18 protein-coding genes are annotated in these 18,392 nt (G+C 42.1%); 8 read left to right on the top strand and 10 right to left on the bottom strand.

All coding sequences use genetic code 11. The annotated features are described in order from the left end of the window. Positions 1-11 precede the first annotated feature (11 nt). Positions 12-1,076: a UDP-N-acetylglucosamine 2-epimerase gene (locus L3V77_RS00860; protein ID WP_275135343.1), complete on the bottom strand. Its 1,065-nt coding sequence runs from the start codon at positions 1,074-1,076 to the stop codon at positions 12-14. Positions 1,077-1,191: 115 nt separating this feature from the next. Here L3V77_RS00860 and waaA point away from each other — a divergent pair, with 115 nt between their 5' ends. Then, positions 1,192-2,454 (top strand): lipid IV(A) 3-deoxy-D-manno-octulosonic acid transferase, encoded by a 1,263-nt coding sequence (waaA, locus tag L3V77_RS00855; protein ID WP_275135342.1) that lies wholly within the window; start codon positions 1,192-1,194, stop codon positions 2,452-2,454. Positions 2,455-2,681: 227 nt separating this feature from the next. Here the strand turns inward: waaA and L3V77_RS00850 are convergent, their stop codons facing one another. After that, the gene (locus tag L3V77_RS00850; protein ID WP_275135341.1) at positions 2,682-3,404 is read right to left on the bottom strand and encodes a 3-deoxy-D-manno-octulosonic acid kinase; all 723 of its coding nucleotides are present in this window, start codon (positions 3,402-3,404) and stop codon (positions 2,682-2,684) included. A 164-nt stretch (positions 3,405-3,568) separates the two neighbouring features. Here L3V77_RS00850 and L3V77_RS00845 point away from each other — a divergent pair, with 164 nt between their 5' ends. Beyond that, complete coding sequence (locus L3V77_RS00845; protein ID WP_275135340.1) at positions 3,569-4,630, top strand: glycosyltransferase family 9 protein; 1,062 nt, start codon at positions 3,569-3,571, stop codon at positions 4,628-4,630. Next, positions 4,623-5,111: a pantetheine-phosphate adenylyltransferase gene (gene coaD, locus L3V77_RS00840; protein WP_275135339.1), complete on the top strand. Its 489-nt coding sequence runs from the start codon at positions 4,623-4,625 to the stop codon at positions 5,109-5,111. The genes L3V77_RS00845 and coaD overlap by 8 nt, the downstream gene beginning before the upstream one ends. A 4-nt stretch (positions 5,112-5,115) precedes the next feature. Here coaD and mutM read toward each other — a convergent pair whose 3' ends face one another. The 4 genes from mutM to rpmB form a co-directional block, all read right to left on the bottom strand. Next, complete coding sequence (mutM, locus tag L3V77_RS00835; protein WP_275136661.1) at positions 5,116-5,931, bottom strand: bifunctional DNA-formamidopyrimidine glycosylase/DNA-(apurinic or apyrimidinic site) lyase; 816 nt, start codon at positions 5,929-5,931, stop codon at positions 5,116-5,118. Positions 5,932-5,957: 26 nt separating this feature from the next. Continuing rightward, positions 5,958-6,431: a hypothetical protein gene (locus L3V77_RS00830; protein WP_275135338.1), complete on the bottom strand. Its 474-nt coding sequence runs from the start codon at positions 6,429-6,431 to the stop codon at positions 5,958-5,960. A 1,471-nt stretch (positions 6,432-7,902) separates the two neighbouring features. Beyond that, on the bottom strand, positions 7,903-8,070 hold the full coding sequence (gene rpmG / locus L3V77_RS00825) for a 50S ribosomal protein L33 (RefSeq protein ID WP_084884015.1): 168 nt from the start codon (positions 8,068-8,070) through the stop codon (positions 7,903-7,905). Positions 8,071-8,083: 13 nt separating this feature from the next. Continuing rightward, entirely contained in the window at positions 8,084-8,320 is a 237-nt protein-coding gene (rpmB, locus tag L3V77_RS00820) for a 50S ribosomal protein L28 (RefSeq protein WP_195704889.1), read from the bottom strand. Positions 8,321-8,810: 490 nt separating this feature from the next. On the opposite strand from rpmB, the gene hldE reads away from it, so the two are divergent. Next, positions 8,811-10,238, top strand: a complete 1,428-nt coding sequence (hldE, locus tag L3V77_RS00815; RefSeq protein ID WP_275135337.1) for a bifunctional D-glycero-beta-D-manno-heptose-7-phosphate kinase/D-glycero-beta-D-manno-heptose 1-phosphate adenylyltransferase HldE — start codon at positions 8,811-8,813, stop codon at positions 10,236-10,238. 235 nt (positions 10,239-10,473) lie between these two features. Here hldE and radC read toward each other — a convergent pair whose 3' ends face one another. After that, positions 10,474-11,148 carry a DNA repair protein RadC gene (gene radC / locus L3V77_RS00810; protein WP_275135336.1) on the bottom strand — a complete coding sequence of 225 codons (675 nt, stop codon included), beginning with the start codon at positions 11,146-11,148 and terminating at the stop codon, positions 10,474-10,476. Positions 11,149-11,373: 225 nt separating this feature from the next. Here radC and coaBC point away from each other — a divergent pair, with 225 nt between their 5' ends. The 3 genes from coaBC (at position 11,374) to lpxL (ending at position 14,449) form a co-directional block, all read left to right on the top strand. After that, positions 11,374-12,606, top strand: a complete 1,233-nt coding sequence (coaBC, locus tag L3V77_RS00805; protein ID WP_275135335.1) for a bifunctional phosphopantothenoylcysteine decarboxylase/phosphopantothenate--cysteine ligase CoaBC — start codon at positions 11,374-11,376, stop codon at positions 12,604-12,606. Between the two features lie 278 nt (positions 12,607-12,884). Further along, positions 12,885-13,475, top strand: coding sequence for a nucleoid occlusion factor SlmA (gene slmA, locus L3V77_RS00800; RefSeq protein ID WP_275135334.1), 591 nt, complete (start codon positions 12,885-12,887; stop codon positions 13,473-13,475). A 29-nt stretch (positions 13,476-13,504) separates the two neighbouring features. Further along, on the top strand, positions 13,505-14,449 hold the full coding sequence (gene lpxL, locus L3V77_RS00795; protein ID WP_275135333.1) for an LpxL/LpxP family Kdo(2)-lipid IV(A) lauroyl/palmitoleoyl acyltransferase: 945 nt from the start codon (positions 13,505-13,507) through the stop codon (positions 14,447-14,449). Positions 14,450-14,500: 51 nt separating this feature from the next. On the opposite strand, the gene pyrE is transcribed toward lpxL, so the two are convergent. Both pyrE and rph read right to left on the bottom strand, forming a co-directional pair. Continuing rightward, positions 14,501-15,142, bottom strand: coding sequence for an orotate phosphoribosyltransferase (gene pyrE / locus L3V77_RS00790; protein ID WP_275135332.1), 642 nt, complete (start codon positions 15,140-15,142; stop codon positions 14,501-14,503). A gap of 15 nt (positions 15,143-15,157) precedes the next feature. Beyond that, entirely contained in the window at positions 15,158-15,874 is a 717-nt protein-coding gene (gene rph, locus L3V77_RS00785) for a ribonuclease PH (RefSeq protein WP_275135331.1), read from the bottom strand. Positions 15,875-16,040: 166 nt separating this feature from the next. Here rph and L3V77_RS00780 point away from each other — a divergent pair, with 166 nt between their 5' ends. Continuing rightward, the gene (locus L3V77_RS00780; RefSeq protein WP_275135330.1) at positions 16,041-16,907 is read left to right on the top strand and encodes a YicC/YloC family endoribonuclease; all 867 of its coding nucleotides are present in this window, start codon (positions 16,041-16,043) and stop codon (positions 16,905-16,907) included. Between the two features lie 659 nt (positions 16,908-17,566). On the opposite strand, the gene L3V77_RS00775 is transcribed toward L3V77_RS00780, so the two are convergent. After that, complete coding sequence (locus L3V77_RS00775; RefSeq protein ID WP_275135329.1) at positions 17,567-18,358, bottom strand: IclR family transcriptional regulator; 792 nt, start codon at positions 18,356-18,358, stop codon at positions 17,567-17,569. Positions 18,359-18,392: the final 34 nt, after the last annotated feature.

The following is an 18,392-nucleotide window of genomic DNA, read 5'->3' as shown; positions in this document are numbered from 1 at the left end:
CTTATATAAACTTAAAGTTTCCAATAACCCAGTTTTTTACGCATCTTAAACGCTCTCACTATATTGAAAGGCTTGGCTTTACTTCTTAATGGCCCACTATCCAGAAGTGTGTTCGCAGCATCCAACACTCGTCGACTAGAATGTCCATCGCTATACGGATGGATAAACTGGCAATATTTCTCTATTTCGCCCAACAACGCTTTCGGTCTAGATAACGCGTCTTCTAGTGATCTTTCTACGAGTTCTGCATCACTTATATCTAACAGATGCGGCATAGGTGACTGATTTCGAAAAGTAACCACCGGCTTTCTTTGTAATAAAAACATTAACAAAACTGAAGAGGTATCACAAAGCATTACATCAGCTGCCTGTAGCAGAGGAAGTACATTGTCTGTCTCTATAAATATCAAATTATCATTCTGTAACGCTTTATATTTACTCACTATATCTTCAGACATTTTCGGATGGAATTGTATCAACCATCGCCACTTTCCGCTTTGCGACATCTCTTTTATTTTCTCATAAAGATGCGGAGCACACGTTAGATTGCGAGAAAAGGTTGAACACATCAAAATCGTCGGCCTTTCATCCAATTTATCTATATATGGATTACTTTCAGGTGGAGAAAAGAGGGGGTCTAGCATCGTCCATCCCGTTTCCTTGACCATGAAATGCTTATGTTCTTGCTCAAGTACTTTAAAGGGCCCAGTGGTCTGAGGTCCTTGCGTACAATACAAATCAAAGCAGTTACGAATCTCGAAATGATCTTCTCTACCACGACGATTCAACTTTCCAGAATTAAATCCATGAAATATATCGACTTTAAGTCCTGGTATGAATCGCGGTACGACATTTCCAGGCACAAACACAACGTCAGGATTCCACTGCCTAACATCATCAATTGATTCCAAAAGTGTTTCTGACTCTAAGAGGTACTTAGGGTTTACCTCTTCTCCTTCTAGAAACCATCTGACTTCCCCGCCTTGAGCAAGAATTTCAGACTGCAAAGGCCTACAAATAGAGTATGAATAATTTTGAGCAATATACATTAAATAGCGGCGGTTCTGCGTTGTCACTAAAAGCCTCATGAATTAGCTGGTTTACACGTTTATTCTAACTTAATATAGCGAGAATAAACGATGAGTCTAGACTCTATTTACTCTATATTACAGCAATCAACGTTAGATTATTATGCTTATCCGTCTACTCTATACATTCGTTCTTTTCCTAGCCTGCCCTTTTCTTCTTATCAGTTTATATAAGAAAAAGCCGGGTAAACCGTCCTTTGGTGTTCGGTGGAAAGAGCATTGGGGAATAACGCGCAAAACCAAGGCCATTGCGCCGATCTGGATTCACGCGGTATCAGTAGGGGAAACGATTGCTATAGCGCCCGTAATTAAAGCGATAAAAAAGCAAAACCCAGCTCAGTCTATTGTCCTTACTACCACTACAAGCACTGGCGCTGAGCAGGCCGAAAAGTTAGGTGACCTAGTTGAACATAGATATATGCCTATTGACTTCTCTTGGTGTGTGAGAGGATTTCTACGTGCAGTAAAACCAAAACAGATGCTCATTGTGGAAACGGAATTGTGGCCAAACACTTTGCATACCGTCGCAAAAGCAAATATCCCTATCACCGTACTAAACGCCCGCCTATCAGAAAAATCTTGCCAACGTTACGCAAAATTCCAAGCGGTATTCACTCTTTTGGCGACCAATATTTCTCAAATCCTTTGTCAGCACGAGAGTGATGCTGAACGATTCATACGCCTTGGTTTCCCGAATGAAGCAATAAGTGTGACTGGTTCCATCAAATTCGACATCACGGTTCCAGATAAGACGTTCAAAGAGAGTCAGGCATTAAGAATTAAGCTCGATGAAACACGACCTATTTGGATTGCAGCCAGCACGCATTCTGGAGAGGACGAATTATTGCTGCAAGCACATAAGACACTATTAAAAACACAACCTGATGCCCTGATGCTACTGGTGCCAAGGCACCCAGAGAGATTTGCGTCGGTAACCGAACTGGCACTGCAACAAGGGTTAAATACTGTAACTCGAACAAGCAACGTCGCTGTACAGGCAGAAACTCAAGTCTATATTGGCGATACCATGGGAGAAATGCTGGTATTATTAGGGTCAGCCGATGTCTGCTTTATGGCGGGTAGCTTAATTGGAGAGAAGGTTGGAGGACATAACTTACTTGAACCCGCGGCGTTAGCTAAACCGCTCATTAATGGCCCAAGTTACTTTAATTTTGCAGAGATTACTAAACAGCTAATAGAAAACCATGCGGTGGTTATCTGCGAAAAACCCGATGACATTGCAGAACAACTTAATCAGCTTTTTTCAGATAAAAATAAGTCAACATCGATGGGGCAAGCCGCTCTTGATGTTGTCGAGCGTAACCGTGGCGCACTGAGCAATACGCTTAAATACCTGAACCTTTGATATGAAATCCAGAGCACTCACTCTCCATCATCCTCACTCTCCATCATCCTCACTCTCCATCATCCTCACTCTCCGTCATCCTCACGAAAGTGGGGATCTAATATCACCAAGATTCCCGTTTTCACGGGAATGACGAAGTATTTCGCACTAACCGAACAGCATTACGTTTCCACGAGAATGACGAACGGAAGAGGAAATAATGAGCAGAAGAAATCACCTCCATCTGCTTATGCTGAACGTCCTTCGGGCACAGCCTCATATCCTTCAACCAACGCTTCCCATTCATCTTCATTCCAATGAATATTCCGCTTACCTTGCTCTTTCAAAAATGAACGCTTTAATCTTTCTAGGTTAGCCGCTTTCCACTCTTCACCGATTTGTGGATAGCATTTATCAAAATCGATAATCCATATCTTTTGTTCGTTATCAAGCAAGATGTTATGAATATTCAGGTCCGTATGGTTCACACTAGCGTCATGCATCTTTCGGATCTCACCACCAATACTTTGGTAAACCCGCTGGCTTAATGACTTTTCTTGTAAGATATCAACAAGATCACAAGCGTTGGGTACTTTTTCACTTAATAAATCCGCTCGATAAAAGAAACCTATTTTTATTGCTCCCGCTGCAATGGGTCTTGGAACATTTACCCCTGCGGCACGAAGCTTTGTTAATAACGTAAATTCCTGATAACTTCTTGTCTGTACCCACGCTTTAAATAGGTACTGATCGTTCACTATCTTTCCAAACAATCCTCCTCGGCGATAGTGTCTGAGAGCACCTTGAATCTCATCCAATTGTACAAACCAAGTGGTTCCCCGCCCTTGAGCAGAGCCCACCACTCTGTTTTGCAAATACCAATAAGGTGCATTCGTACACATTTCAACGGGAACCGACAGCAGATCAGAGTCGTACCAGATGGTTTCATTCTTATTTTTGTAAACTTGCACGACGACCTCTTATTTGAAAATATTGAATCTTTCTAACGTGGTATTCAGCCATTAACTTTCAAGCATCAAGAAGCGAAGCAATCAAAGCTCAAGCACTACGATAGTTTACATTTAACCATGGCAACTGCATAATTCGACTTAACTCTTTTACTGGTAAAGTGCTTATGGCTCTTTTTTCTTCTGCCCCCAAATCTCTTTGTATATTAAGACTTTCTGCTATTGGCGACGTTTGTCATGCTATCTCTGTTGTTCAAGCGATTCAAGCCTACTGGCCTGAAACCGAGATCACTTGGATAACAGGAAAAATAGAAGCTCAGTTAATTGGCCACCTGTCCAATATCAATGTTGTGGTATTTGACAAAAAAGAAGGTTTCGCTGGGATGAAAAAGGTTTGGCGTCAGCTTTCCGGTCAACGCTTTGACGCGTTATTGCATATGCAGGCAGCGATAAGATCAAGCGCACTTTCTTTCGGTATAAAGGCAAAATATAAAATTGGTTTTGGCAATAATCGAACCCGAGAAGGCCAGCGATTTTTCACGAATAGACACCTACCAAAAACAAAGTGTTTCCACGTGTTAGATAATTTTGCAGAGTTTGCCAGATATATAGGTGTACCATTTGACACCCCTACTTGGACGATTCCGCTTAGCCAAGAAGATATCGAATTTGCACAATCTCACCTAACAAACATTCCGACACTCGTTATTTCACCAGCAGCAAGCAAAGACGAACGAAACTGGTTAACAGAAAGGTATGCTCAACTGGCTGACTACGCAAGCGATCAGGGACTACAGATTGTATTATGCGGTTCGCCTGCACCTAGAGAAGTGAAACTTGGTGAAGACATAGAGGCTTTATGCCAATGCTCTGTAAAAAACCTAATCGGCAAAACTAATTTAATGCAATTAACGTCCATACTCAAACAGGCCGATGTCGTTCTTGCTCCTGACACTGGTCCTGCACATTTAGCGACCACTCAGGGAACACCTGTCATTGGGTTATACGCCCATAGCAACCCCTTTCGAACTGGCCCCTATAATAGCTTAGAATACATTGCTAGTGTTTATCAAAAGCATGTCGAAGAACAACAAGGAAAACCTGTCGAAAGTTTAAGTTGGGGCGTAAGGGCAAAAGGAGATAACCTGATGCAAGATATTAGTCTAGATATGGTGAAACAGAGCCTAAACAAGGTACTCATCAAACTTAAGGAAGGCAGCCATGAATAATCACGTTCTATATCCCGGCACATTTGATCCTGTCACTAATGGGCACATGGATATCATCATTCGTGCGGCAAAGATGTTTGATCAGGTCACTGTTGCGGTAGCCTATAGCCCGAGTAAAAAAACCATGTTCTCGCTTGAGGAACGGGTCTCCATGTTACAAGAATCGGTTAAAGAACTCCATAATGTCTCTGTTGAAGGATTTTCTGGCCTTCTTGTTGATTTCGCCAAACAAAAAAAAGCGAACTTACTCATTCGAGGATTAAGAACGACGGTTGATTTCGAGTACGAATTTGGCTTAACCAATATGTATCGTAAGCTATTGCCTGATCTAGAAAGTATCTTTCTTACCCCAGCGGAAGAGTTTGCATTCCTCTCCTCCACCATCGTAAGAGAAGTGGCTATTCATGGCGGAGATATAGATCAATTTGTACCCGTAGCCGTTGCCATTAAGCTAAAAGAAAAAGCAGAGCATCCCTCTTAGATTATTATTTCTCTGGCTGACATTTTTCACAAAAATAGCTATTTCTTTGTCCTATTTTCAGTTGTTGGATATCTTCACCGCAGATAGGACAAGCTTCACCCGCCTTACCATAGACACGTAGTTCCTGCGCAAAATAGCCCGGTTTACCATCCGCTTGATTAAAGTCTTTAAGCGTTGTTCCACCTTGTTTGATCGCGGTAGCAAGTACTTGCTTAATGACTTTCACTAACGAATTCCATTCATTCAGCTTTAATTTTCCGGCGGCAGTTTGAGGGTGAATTTTGGCCAAAAATAACGATTCATTTGCGTAGATATTTCCAACACCAACCACCACTTTGTTATCCATAATAAACTGCTTCATGGAAACACGCTTTCCTCGGGCTTTTTCGAATATATAGTCGGCATTGAAGACCTCTTCTAAAGGTTCGGGACCAAGGTGCTTGAATAATTCATGCTCTTGCTCTTTATCTTGCCAGAGCCAAGCACCAAACCTTCTAGGGTCGTTATAGCGGAGTAATGTTCCGTCAGTTAGCAGTAGATCAACATGATCGTGCTTACCTGCTTCATGCCCTTCATTTAATATACGCAAAGACCCAGACATACCCAAATGAACAATAATGCTGCCTTTTTCAGTTTTTAACAGAAGGTATTTTGCTCTGCGTTGAATACCCAAAATGACCTGTCCAGTAAGCTGACTCAGTTCCTCTGGGATCATCCAACGAAGTTTCGGTTGACGAATGGTGATGTGTTTTATGGTTTTACCAGACAAATGAGGTGTAATACCCATTCGGCTAACTTCTACTTCTGGGAGTTCAGGCATGGGGTATAGGTTATCGGCTAGATAATTTATAGATAAGGGAAAAGGTAGTCCTCTTCTACAGAAACCGCAATCCATTTCTGTTCCCAACTTTTCATAAGCCAGAATTGAGGGGTTTGGTAGTAGGTCACTCTTTGCGGCTCTTCCTTGTCTAAATACCAAATTTCTAAAGTGTTCGCTTTTGGTAACTGCTCTTTTAACTGCGCAAAAGTCACTTCATCCACTTCTGTACCTGCAAGAAAATGCCATCTCTGCACGAGCTCTAGAGGTGAAATGGTGAGATCTTTATTGGCAACCCATTCAAGATTATGTCTTTGAATGGACAGAGTCGCAAAGTGCATCTCTCTGATATCCGATTGAGGATCCATCACGTAAGGGTAAATGCTCTGCGCTGGTTCCATGAAGTTGTTCTTAATGATTGTTGGTAGATTCAATATCAGCATAAAAGCAATAACAGCGAAAATAAGAACATTGTTCCAGCCACGACGGGAGAATTTTTTCATAGAATAATACCTAACAACACGACGATGAGAACTTAGCGATAATTTATCAATTAATGAACTAAACTGCTAGTGATGGATCAAGAGAAAAAATTTCCATACAGGTGTATACGATTCGGTTAGTGCCAAATACTTCGTCATTCCCGTGCAAACGGGAATCTTGGTGATATTAGATCCCCATTTTCATGGGGATGACGCTGGTTTGGCACTGATCACCAACATGGGTAGCAGATCTGACCGGGCACATGGGTAACATGTAGAAGATTCCCGTTTTCACGGGAATGACGGTGGCTTTATTTTGCGTTTTCAGCCTTGGATATGAGGCTATATCCTCATTCCCGTCCTTCACTCATTCCCATTCTTTCGTCATTCCCGTGCAAACGGGAATCTTGGGGGTATTAGATCCCCATTTTCATGGGGATGACGTTAGTTAGGCACTGATCGCCCACATAGGTAACAGATCTGACCGGGCACATGGGTAACATGTAGAAGATTTCCGTTTTCACGGGAATGACGGTGGCTTTATTTTGCGTTTTCAGCCTTGGATATGAGGCTATATCCTCATTCCCGTCCTTTCGCCATTTCACAGTCCTTCACTCATTCCCATTCTTTCGTCATTCCCGTGCAAACGGGAATCTTGGGGGTATTAGATCCCCATTTTCATGGGGATGACGTTAGTTAGGCACTGATCGCCCACATAGGTAACAGATCTGACCGGGCACATGGGTAACATGTAGAAGATTCCCGTTTTCACGGGAATGACGGTGGCTTTATTTTGTGTTTTCAGCCTTGGATATGAGGCTATATCCTCATTCCCGTCCTTTCGCCATTTCACAGTCCTTCACTCATTCCCATTCTTTCGTCATTCCCGTGCAAACGGGAATCTTGGGGGTATTAGATCCCCATTTTCATGGGGATGACGTTAGTTAGGCACTGATCGCCCACATAGGTAGCAGATCTGACCGGGCACATGGGTAACATGTAGAAGATTCCCGTTTTCACGGGAATGACGGTGGCTTTATTTTGCGTTTTCAGCCTTGGATATGAGGCTATATCCTCATTCCCGTCCTTTCGCCATTTCACAGTCCTTCACTCATTCCCATTCTTTCGTCATTCCCGTGCAAACGGGAATCTTGGGGGTATTAGATCCCCATTTTCATGGGGATGACGTTAATTAGGCACTGATCGCCCACATAGGTAACAGATCTGACCGGGCACATGGGTAACATGTAGAAGATTCCCGTTTTCACGGGAATGACGGTGGCTTTATTTTGCGTTTTCAGCCTTGGATATGAGGCTATATCCTCATTCCCGTCCTTTCGCCATTTCACAGTCCTTCACTCATTCCCATTCTTTCGTCATTCCCGTGCAAACGGGAATGACGGTGGCTTTATTTTTTGTTTTCTATTTCTTTACACCAGAAAACAAAAAACCCAGCTACAAGAGCTGGGTTTTTATTGAAACTGCCAATCAATTACTTGATTTTTGCTTCTTTGTACATAACGTGCTTACGAACAACTGGATCAAATTTCTTGATCTCAAATTTGCCCGGCATGTTACGTTTGTTCTTATCAGTGGTATAGAAATGTCCTGTACCAGCTGAAGAAACTAGCTTAATTTTCTCACGAATGCCTTTAGCCATCGTTCAATTCCTCTTAAACTTTTTCGCCAGAAGCTCGTACATCAACAAGAACAGCATCAATGCCTTTCTTATCAATAATACGCATACCTTTAGCAGTTAGACGTAGTTTAACAAAGCGTTTTTCGCTCTCTACCCAGAAACGATGAGTTTGTAGGTTCGGCAGAAAACGACGCTTAGTAGCATTTCGTGCGTGTGAACGGTTATTACCCGCTACTGGACGCTTACCAGTTACTTGGCATACTCGGGACATTTAAGTCTCTCCAAAATCGTTTCAGCTCGATATCAACCTTGGTGGCCGAACCTCTCTACATCTACTATACAAGTAAAGAATTGAGGTTAAAAACCGCTATGGAAATCCATACAAGGCTATCAAAGGTCGCGCATTATACTAACTTGACGTACATTGCTCAAGACCTGAATAGATCCTTTTGCAGGATTTCGTGATCTTTTTTTGAGCAGAGCTGATTTGTGTTCAAAAAATAGTGCGCGAATCATAGCAGAAAATTTAAAAAAGATAAGTGTTTTTTTGATTTTAGAGAAATAAGCTAAATATCGTCACTGCGACTGACACAATCTAATTCAAAAAACCATTAACAATCTGAGTTCTCGATGACATTGAATCGAACACAGATAAGTGAAAAACTAAGAGACGAGTAAAAGATAAGTATTACCGCTCAAAAGTTTAGCGCGGTTTAGGCTTATGCTAAACTCCATCCCAGTATTAATATTTGGAAACGTGTATGAAACCTATTTTGCCTGAATATAGCCAATCGAATGTTTTAGTTATTGGTGATGTAATGCTTGATCGTTATTGGAATGGTCCAACTGGACGTATTTCACCAGAAGCGCCAGTACCCGTTGTCAAAGTAGAGAATAATGAAGAACGGCCCGGTGGCGCTGCGAACGTGGCAATGAATATTGCTTCTCTACGCGGTCATGTCCATATCATCGGCTTAACTGGTGATGATGAACCAGCAAGAGTGTTACACGACACATTAAATGGCTTAAAGATTGACTGCGATTTTGTAAAATTACCCGAATACCCAACCATTACCAAACTGCGCGTCATTAGTCGTGGGCAACAGTTGATTCGTTTAGATTTTGAAGAGAAATTTAAACATGTCGACCCTGAATTAATCTTATCTCGTATGGACGCCGTACTTCCTACAATAAATGCCGTCATTTTATCAGATTATGCGAAAGGCGCGCTAGAACACGCTCAACTGATGATTCAAAAAGCGCGTGCCGCTAATGTACCAGTGTTTATTGACCCTAAAGATGTCGATTTTGAACGCTATCGCGGCGCCACCCTCTTAACGCCTAATATGGCTGAGTTTGAATTGAAAGTCGGCAAAATCGAATCAGAAGAAGAGCTCGTGGAAAAAGGGCTAGGATTAATTGAAGAGTTTGACTTAGAGGCTCTGCTCGTGACTCGTGGCGAACACGGCATGACTTTATTACGAAAAGGCATGGCTGCATTTAATCTCCCCACTCAGGCTCAGGAAGTGTATGACGTAACAGGCGCTGGCGACACGGTTATTTCCGTATTGGCCGCTTCTGTCGCGGCAGGTAAACCATTGGATCAAGCATGTGCGTTAGCCAATGCAGCAGCTGGTATTGTCGTCGGTAAGCTAGGTACTTCAACAGTATCTGAAATTGAACTTGCAGAAGCCATTCATGGTAGCCAAGACTCAGATTTTGGCGTCATTGGTGAAGAGGCTCTCGTTGAAGCCGTGAAGAAAGCAAAATCAAAAGGCGAAACGGTGGTCATGACCAATGGTTGTTTTGATATTCTTCACGCGGGTCACGTTTCTTACCTGAACCAAGCAGCAAAATTGGGTGAACGACTCATTGTTGCGGTCAATACTGACGAGTCAGTTAGAGGACTAAAAGGGCCAGGTCGACCAGTCAATCCAACCAACCGCCGCATGGCCGTACTGGCTGGTTTAGGCGCTGTTGATTGGGTCGTTCCGTTTAGTGAAGAAACACCACAACGATTGATCTCTAAGGTACTTCCGTCATTGCTTGTTAAAGGTGGCGATTACAAACCAGAAGAGATAGCGGGAGGAACAGAGGTTATTGCCGCCGGTGGTGAGGTTCGCGTACTCAATTTTGAAATTGGTTGTTCAACGACAGAAATCATTGAAGCAATTAAGTCTGGTATCTAATAACACGTTATATGATACCAATGCTGTCCGGTTAACGTTATCGAAACTTTTTATCCCGACAAAATCCGTCGTCCTTGTCACGCCCTCGGACACGTCGTCATTACCTCGAAAGAGGGAATGGCGACGAGAATGAATAAAGGAAGACAAATACAACAGCGCATATCATAGATAACAGATCGGCCTGAATATATAACAAACATGGCCAACTCAAGGGCAATACGTGTTGATGTATCAGCTACAATAAACCTCTCTCTGCGAAAGACATCACGTCTCCATCACCAACGATAAAATGATCCAACAATCTGATGTCAACTAAGGCAAGCGCATCAACAATACGGTCCGTAATCCTTTTATCTGAAGTACTGGGTTCAGCAATACCCGACGGATGATTATGAGCGACAATAATAGAAGCAGCATTGTGATAAAGCGCTCTTTTAACCACTTCCCTAGGGTAAACACTCGCCGCATTGATCGTGCCTTCAAACAAAATTTCATCCATAATGACGTGGTGTTGGCTATCTAGATAAAGGATCAAAAAGGCTTCCCTATCCCTGTGTCTTAGGCGACTAGAGAGGTACATCCTTGTATTACTCGGCGCAGAAAGTATGTCACCTTTGCTTATTGTTTCCGCAAGATATCTTTTAGCCATTTCCAGCACCGCTTGTAGTTGGGTATATTTAGCCTCACCTAACCCTTTATGCTGGCAAAATTCTTCTTTGCTACAACTAAATAGCTTTCTAAGTGAACCAAAATCAGAGATAAGAAAATCAGAAAGCGCAACAACATTCATCCCTTTTATGCCGGTTCTTAAAAATATCGCCAACAGTTCAGCGTCTGATAAAGCCTGTACCCCACGCAACAGAAGTTTTTCTCGTGGTTGAGATTCAAGTGGTAGCTTTTTGATAGTCATGACATATCCTTCATAAAAAAGGATATGTACCAAATAAGGAGCAAAATTAAAAAGCTTAGCGATGGCTATGCGGCTTATACGGGTGAACATAATACTTAAAATAGTCGTGATAATAAAAATTAAGAACGTTGCCGCCTATATTTACACCAACTTTCTGTTTCATCTCTATACAGGTGATTTTTCATAATTTTGTGATATGGTTTGCTCATAAAATGGAGAATCAACATGCAATCTTTAACCGGGAAAAAAATCCTTTTAGGTATCAGTGGTGGTATTGCCGCATATAAATGTGCTGAGCTAACCAGACGCTTAACGGAAAGAGGCGCGCAGGTACACGTCGTAATGACCAAAGCTGCTAAAGAGTTTATTACGCCTTTAACCATGCAAGCCGTATCTGGCAATCCAGTTTCAGACAGCCTATTAGATCCTGCAGCAGAGGCCTCAATGGGGCACATTGAATTGGGGAAGTGGGCCGACATTGTATTGTTGGCTCCGGCTACGGCCGACCTTATCGCTCGAATAACTGCCGGTATGGGAAATGACCTGCTTTCAACCGTCATATTAGCAACAAATGCCCCAGTGGCCGTCGCCCCTGCAATGAATCAACAGATGTATCTAAACATTGCCACTCAGGAAAACATCGCCACGCTAACAAAACGCGGTTTTCACATTTGGGGGCCTGCAGCGGGTGAACAAGCTTGCGGTGATGTTGGATATGGCAGAATGTTAGAACCGATGCAGTTGGTTAAAAGGTGCGAAACTTTTTTCCAGTCAGCCCTTGAGCTGGATAAAATTCTGGACGGAAAATCCGTACTGATCACGGCGGGTCCTACCCGAGAAGCCATAGACCCGGTTAGATTTATTTCTAATCATAGCTCTGGAAAGATGGGATACGCACTCGCTGATGCCGCTTCGAAGTTAGGTGCTAACGTAACCCTCATCAGTGGGCCTGTCGCACTCAACACACCTAAAAATGTACGTAGAATTGATGTGGAAAGTGCAAAAGATATGCATGAAAAAGTGATGGGTAATGTGGCCGATAACCATATATTCATTGCCTGTGCTGCTGTCGCAGACTATCGCCCCGGAGCCGTATCCGATCAAAAAATTAAAAAGAAAGAGGATTCTGATGAAATGTTTCTCTCTATGATTAAGAATCCAGATATCGTTGCCAGTGTGGCGAAACTCGAAAAAAACAGACCTTTTACTGTTGGTTTTGCAGCTGAAACTCAAGACGTTGAAAAATACGCCAGAGGTAAACTAACGAAGAAAAATCTAGATCTTATCTGCGCCAACGATGTATCCGTTGAAGGTCAAGGATTTAATTCAAATGACAATGCGCTAACGCTTTACTGGCATCAGGATAAAGGGCAACAAGGTGAACAATCACTGCCACTTGACTCTAAAGAGGCTCTTGCCTTACAAATAATGCAAAAAATAAATGCGCTTATGGAATAGAGTAAACAAAACTTAGTCTTGTGTCTGAAATTGATATACCTATGCAAGTCAGAGGTAGATTTGGACACACAAGTAAGCAATAATCAGCAAAGAACCTATAGTAAGCACCAACTTCATTGATGGTGGTGCTTCAACAAGTCTATTCAACTTAAGACTACTGCTGTAAAAGCATTTTAAAAAATGGCATTACAGAACCGTCAGTTTGTAGTCGCTCTATTTGTTGTAAAAGAGAATAAATACTCAATACGCAAGTAGAGATACGTAAAGGAATCGGAACCATGACCGGAACCAGAAAATCTAATCGCCGTGAAGAAATCCTTCAGGCCTTAGCTCATATGCTAGAGACTACCGATGGCGCATCTAGAATCACTACTGCCAAATTAGCCAAACAAGTTGGTGTCTCTGAAGCTGCACTTTATCGCCACTTTCCTAGCAAAGCTCGTATGTTTGAAGGCTTAATAGAGTTTATCGAAGACTCACTTATGTCCCGAATCAACCGCATACTTGATGAAGAAAAAGACACGTTGCAGCGGATCCGAATGGTTCTTCAACTGATACTCGCTTTTGCAGAGAAAAACCCAGGGCTAACAAGGATTATGTCTGGTCACGCGTTGATGTTTGAAAACGAGCGATTACGCGGTCGAATTAATCAGCTCTTTGAAAGAATCGAAATGCAACTCAGACAAATATTACGCGAACGTCAGTTACGTGAAGGCAAATCATTTCCTGTTGATGAATCTATTTTGGCGGCACAACTTCTCGGCCAAGTAGAAGGCAGTCTCAATCGATTTGTTCGTTCTGATTTTAAATATCAACCAACTGAGAATTTCGAAGAATATTGGGCTCTACTGAGTGCTCAAATTCAATAGTACGTATAACGCCTCAAAGCGAGCCCATAATGAGTAGAAGCATTAAACCTAAGTTTACCTTATCTCTTCTCCACCCCAAATACTGGTTGGTTTGGTTGGGCTTTGGATTTCTAGCACTTTTCGTCAACATATTGCCTTATAAGTTACTCTACTTTGTAGGTAGAAAGATTGGTCAAGTGAGTATGAAAATAGGAAAGAGCAGAGTAAAGGTTGCCAGACGTAATCTAGAACTCGCCTTTCCAGAAAGAACCGCGCAAGAAAACCAAGACTTTGTAGAAGAGAATTTTAAAAATACCGGACTTGCGTTGATAGAAACCGCGATTACTTGGTTTTGGCCAACTTGGCGCTTTAAAAGGTTGTTAAACGGCGGAGATTATTCTGAGATAACAAAATTCGAGAGCGAAAAAAAAGGCATACTCTTTTGTTGCGCCCACGCACTTAATTTAGAGATAACGGGCCGAGCACTTGCTGTATTAGGCATTGGCGGTTTTGGTGTTTACCGCCCACATAATAATCCGGTCTATAATTTCATTCAATATCGGGGCCGAGCCCACAATGGTAACCGACTCATAGACAGAAAAGATGTCAAAGGGATGATTCGCGCACTCAGAAACGGAGATCGTATTTTTTATCTACCTGATCATGACTACGGTCGAAAAAAATCCGTGTTTGTTCCATTTTTTGCCGTAGATGATGCCTGCACCACAACAGGTACCAGTATTTTGGTATACACAAGCCATTGCGCTATTGTCACAGTATCTGGGTTTAGAAATCAGAACCTAAAATATGATATTCAAGTTGACCCATCATTCCATCTCGATTACCCACAACGCGATGAAAAAGCAGCGGCTGCATTTATGAATAAACATATCGAAAATATTATTTTGAAAGCACCAGAACAGTGGATGTGGCTACATAAGCGTTTCAAAACAATGGAAGACGAATCCATTCCGCGCGGAATAAGATACAAATAATATGATCACTTCGCTTTAAGAGGCGAAGTGATCAGGATTCAAGATTTGTTATTAAACCCCAAACTCAGCTCGATAGGCTTTCACTTTCTCTAATTGATCAACACTACCACCTTTCTCTTCGAGATAAGAGATAAGATCCGTAAGGCTAACAATAGAGACAATCTGACACTGGAAATCGCGTTCTACTTCTTGAATCGCAGAAAGCTCGCCTTTTCCTTTCTCTTGTCTATCAATAGCAACAAGAACACCGGCTAAGTCTGCGCCATTGGCTTGGATTATCTCCATAGACTCGCGGATAGCGGTACCAGCAGTAATAACGTCGTCCACAAGCATGATACGACCTTCTAGCGCGCTACCGACAAGGTTGCCACCTTCTCCATGATCTTTCGCTTCTTTGCGATTGAAGCAATAAGGTGCATCCACGTCATGGTGATCAGCTAAAGCAACCGCAGTCGTTGTTGCTATAGGAATGCCTTTATATGCAGGACCAAAGAGAACATCATATGAAATACCAGAATCGATTAGTGCCGCAGCATAGAATCGACCTAGTCGCGCGAGATCTCTTCCGGTATTAAACAAGCCAGCATTAAAAAAATATGGGCTGATACGTCCAGATTTTAATGTAAACTCGCCAAATTTAAGGACTTCTTTTTCTAAAGCAAATTCAATAAATTCACGTTGGTATGCTTTCATTGCTTCCTCCTAAAACTAATCGACTAGCGCAGCTTTCTGCACCTCAATAATATCGGAAATACCCTGTTTAGCGAGCGCCAGTAAATCCATTAATTCGTCATGTGAGAAAGGTTCGCCTTCTGCGGTACCTTGGATTTCGATCATCTTGCCTTCTTCCGTCATAACCACATTCATATCGGTATCTGCCGCAGAATCTTCAACATATTCTAGATCACACAATGCTTCACCATTAACGATTCCAACCGATACAGCCGCAACATGGCCCTTCATTGGATTTTGCTTAAGCTTACCTTCTGCAACCAAATGTTGGAATGCATCCGCCATAGCGACACTTGCACCAGAAATAGAGGCGGTTCTTGTTCCGCCGTCAGCTTGAATCACATCACAGTCAACAGTAACCATGAACTCACCCATCGCTTCAAGATCGACAACTGCACGCAAACTACGAGCGATAAGGCGTTGAATTTCCATCGTACGCCCACCCTGCTTTCCACTTGCAGCTTCACGGCGGTTACGAGTGTGTGTTGCTCTTGGTAACATGCCGTATTCTGCCGTTACCCAACCTTTTCCTTTCCCTTTTAGCCAACGAGGCACATTCTCTTCAACCGTTGCATTACATAACACTTTGGTGTTTCCAAACTCTACTAACACAGAACCTTCAGCATACGCTGTATAGTTACGAGTCATTTTAATTGGACGAACTTGTACCGCGCTTCTGTCGTTTGGACGCATGGGTATTTACCTATTATGTAATGGATTTCAATTGGGCGGGAATTATAGCGGAAAACATGAATGGTTCCTAGGTGCGCTATGGAGGCTTCGCCCCAACTTGTGCTACCATCTTTTACTTATTACTTACATTCAAAAAATACGTATTTCGACTATCAAGGAAATATCCATGATCTACAGCATGACGGCATACTCTCGCAAAGAAGTGAAAGGCGATTGGGGCAGCGCAGTTTGGGAAATTCGTAGCGTGAACCAACGCTATTTAGAAACTTACTTCCGCTTACCAGAACAGTTTCGTGGTTTAGAGCCTATTTTGCGCGAGCGCTTTCGTAAACGTCTTGCTAGAGGCAAAGTAGAGTGCCATTTACGCTTTGAAGCCAACCCTGATGCGAAGGGTGAGTTATCAATCAATGAAACACTTGCTAGACAAGTCATTAATGCGGCAAACCAAGTATCTAATCTAATTGGTGAAAGTAATCGAATCAATCCATTTCAAGTCATGCAATGGCCTGGTGTGATGGAAACACCAGAACAAGACATGGATGCGATCAAAAAAGATTTATTAGCGGCGTTTGATGAAGGTGTAAGTGAGTTCATTGAAGCTCGCGGCCGTGAAGGCACAAACATGAAAGATTTGATTACCACTCGCCTTGACGCGATTACAGATGAGGCGTTCAAAGTTCGTGATCGTATGCCTGAGATTATTGAGTGGCAACGTGAAAGATTAATCAAGAAATTTGAAGAAGCTAAAATCGAACTTGACGCGACTCGCGTAGAGCAGGAGCTCATTATGCTTGCTCAGAAAGTAGATGTAGCCGAAGAGATAGATCGTTTAGATTCTCACGTTAAAGAAACAAATAATATTCTGAAAAAAGGCGGGGCATGCGGCAGAAAGCTCGACTTTATGATGCAAGAATTCAATCGTGAGGCAAATACTCTAGCCTCTAAATCAATCAGTACAGACATCACCGCTTCAGGTGTTGAGCTGAAAGTACTGATTGAGCAGATGAGAGAACAGATCCAGAATATAGAGTAAATTCCTAGCTCTTCTTCATTCATCTTCTAAGCCCTTATTTATCAGGGCTTTTTTATTACTATTTTATAGGGATGATTCCGGAATTCCGGTTTAGGCCAGAGACAAACAGTCATACTGCAACACTAACATCGATCACCTAGACACCTTGTTCACATTCAGATTAGGCTCACTGAGAAACAAGATGGGCGAGAAGTTGCACCTGAATCAGGGACTGTCTCAGGGAAATGAAGTTTAAATAAAATCCCAATCGTACAAAATATTCTATTCATCACAACTAGAACACAGATATGCGTTGCTGAAAAAAGAAGGGTGACATATTCCAGAAAGAATAGAGAACGACATGGCGCTAATGATCAAATAACCCAACCTAAACCAAAAATAGCGGCTAGAATGGATATACCTATAATTAGCCTTATAATGAATAAGACATTTTCCAAGTCATTAGAATCATCGTTTGTCTCGATAGTTGGATTTGAGACAGTTTTTGGTTGCGCAGTTATTGAATTCATATTTTTGCCTAAAGTGGTAAAATTCATATATGAGTTCGATTATTCACCATCTTTGTGACGAATGTCAATAAAAAAACGTGATGTGACGCATTCTAGGTTGTGCTGAGTACAAAGTTCACAGCACAACAATTGCAATGACAAAGAGGAGTATCACAGCTCAGGCAAATGCCACTTACCACCGACAGATTCGGTCAATTTTTTGGCAGATAGTTGTGCGAATATTTTAGCGTTATCTACACCTACAATATTGTGATGTAATGTTGTCGCATTCAAAGTCAGATACGGTATCGTTAAGACTGCAGCAGCGTTCCCATGAATGGATAGGATAGGTAAAGAAATATTGGTGACACCGCTTATTTGTGGACTTTCTCCAACATATAACCCGTCTCTTATCGTCTTTTCTACTTCCTGTAAGACGAATTTTATTTCTTCCTCTGTCGCTCCAGAGCTTTCCAACATCTTCATTCTCGTTTCTAAATCATTAAATGCTAACGCTACAATGCCTGAACCAGAACCAAATATATCTATTCGAGCTCCTAACCTAACACCAAACCCCATTTTGTATGGGCTCTCTTGTCTCGCAACTATAAGCATGTGACCTCGATCATACATGCTCAGATGACAAGATTGTTGTACATGCTCACTTAACTCGAGCATTTCAGGATTTGCCGTTCGAAGTAAACGTTTGATAGGAGGATGAAGATTAGATAACTCATACATCTTCAAGCTCAGCTCGTATGTGCCCTGAGCATCGTTATGAGTTACATATTCACGAACCTTAAGTACCTCAAGCATTCGAAAAATTTCATTTACTGTTCTATCTAAACTTACTGAGATCTCTTTTTTTGTAAGTGGTTGCTTCGATTGGCTCAGTAACTCAATGATATCAAGAGCTTTTTCAAGAGCCGGAGCACGATATTCCACTTTATTCTGCATAGTCATTAAGAACCTTTTTATGGCGAATTGCACAAACATC

Origin of the sequence: Vibrio sp. DW001 (assembly GCF_029016285.1) — a bacterium.
Classification (GTDB): domain Bacteria; phylum Pseudomonadota; class Gammaproteobacteria; order Enterobacterales; family Vibrionaceae; genus Vibrio.
The sequence above is the reverse complement of the archived record's forward strand: the minus strand, read 5'-3'. Positions and strand labels throughout refer to the sequence as shown.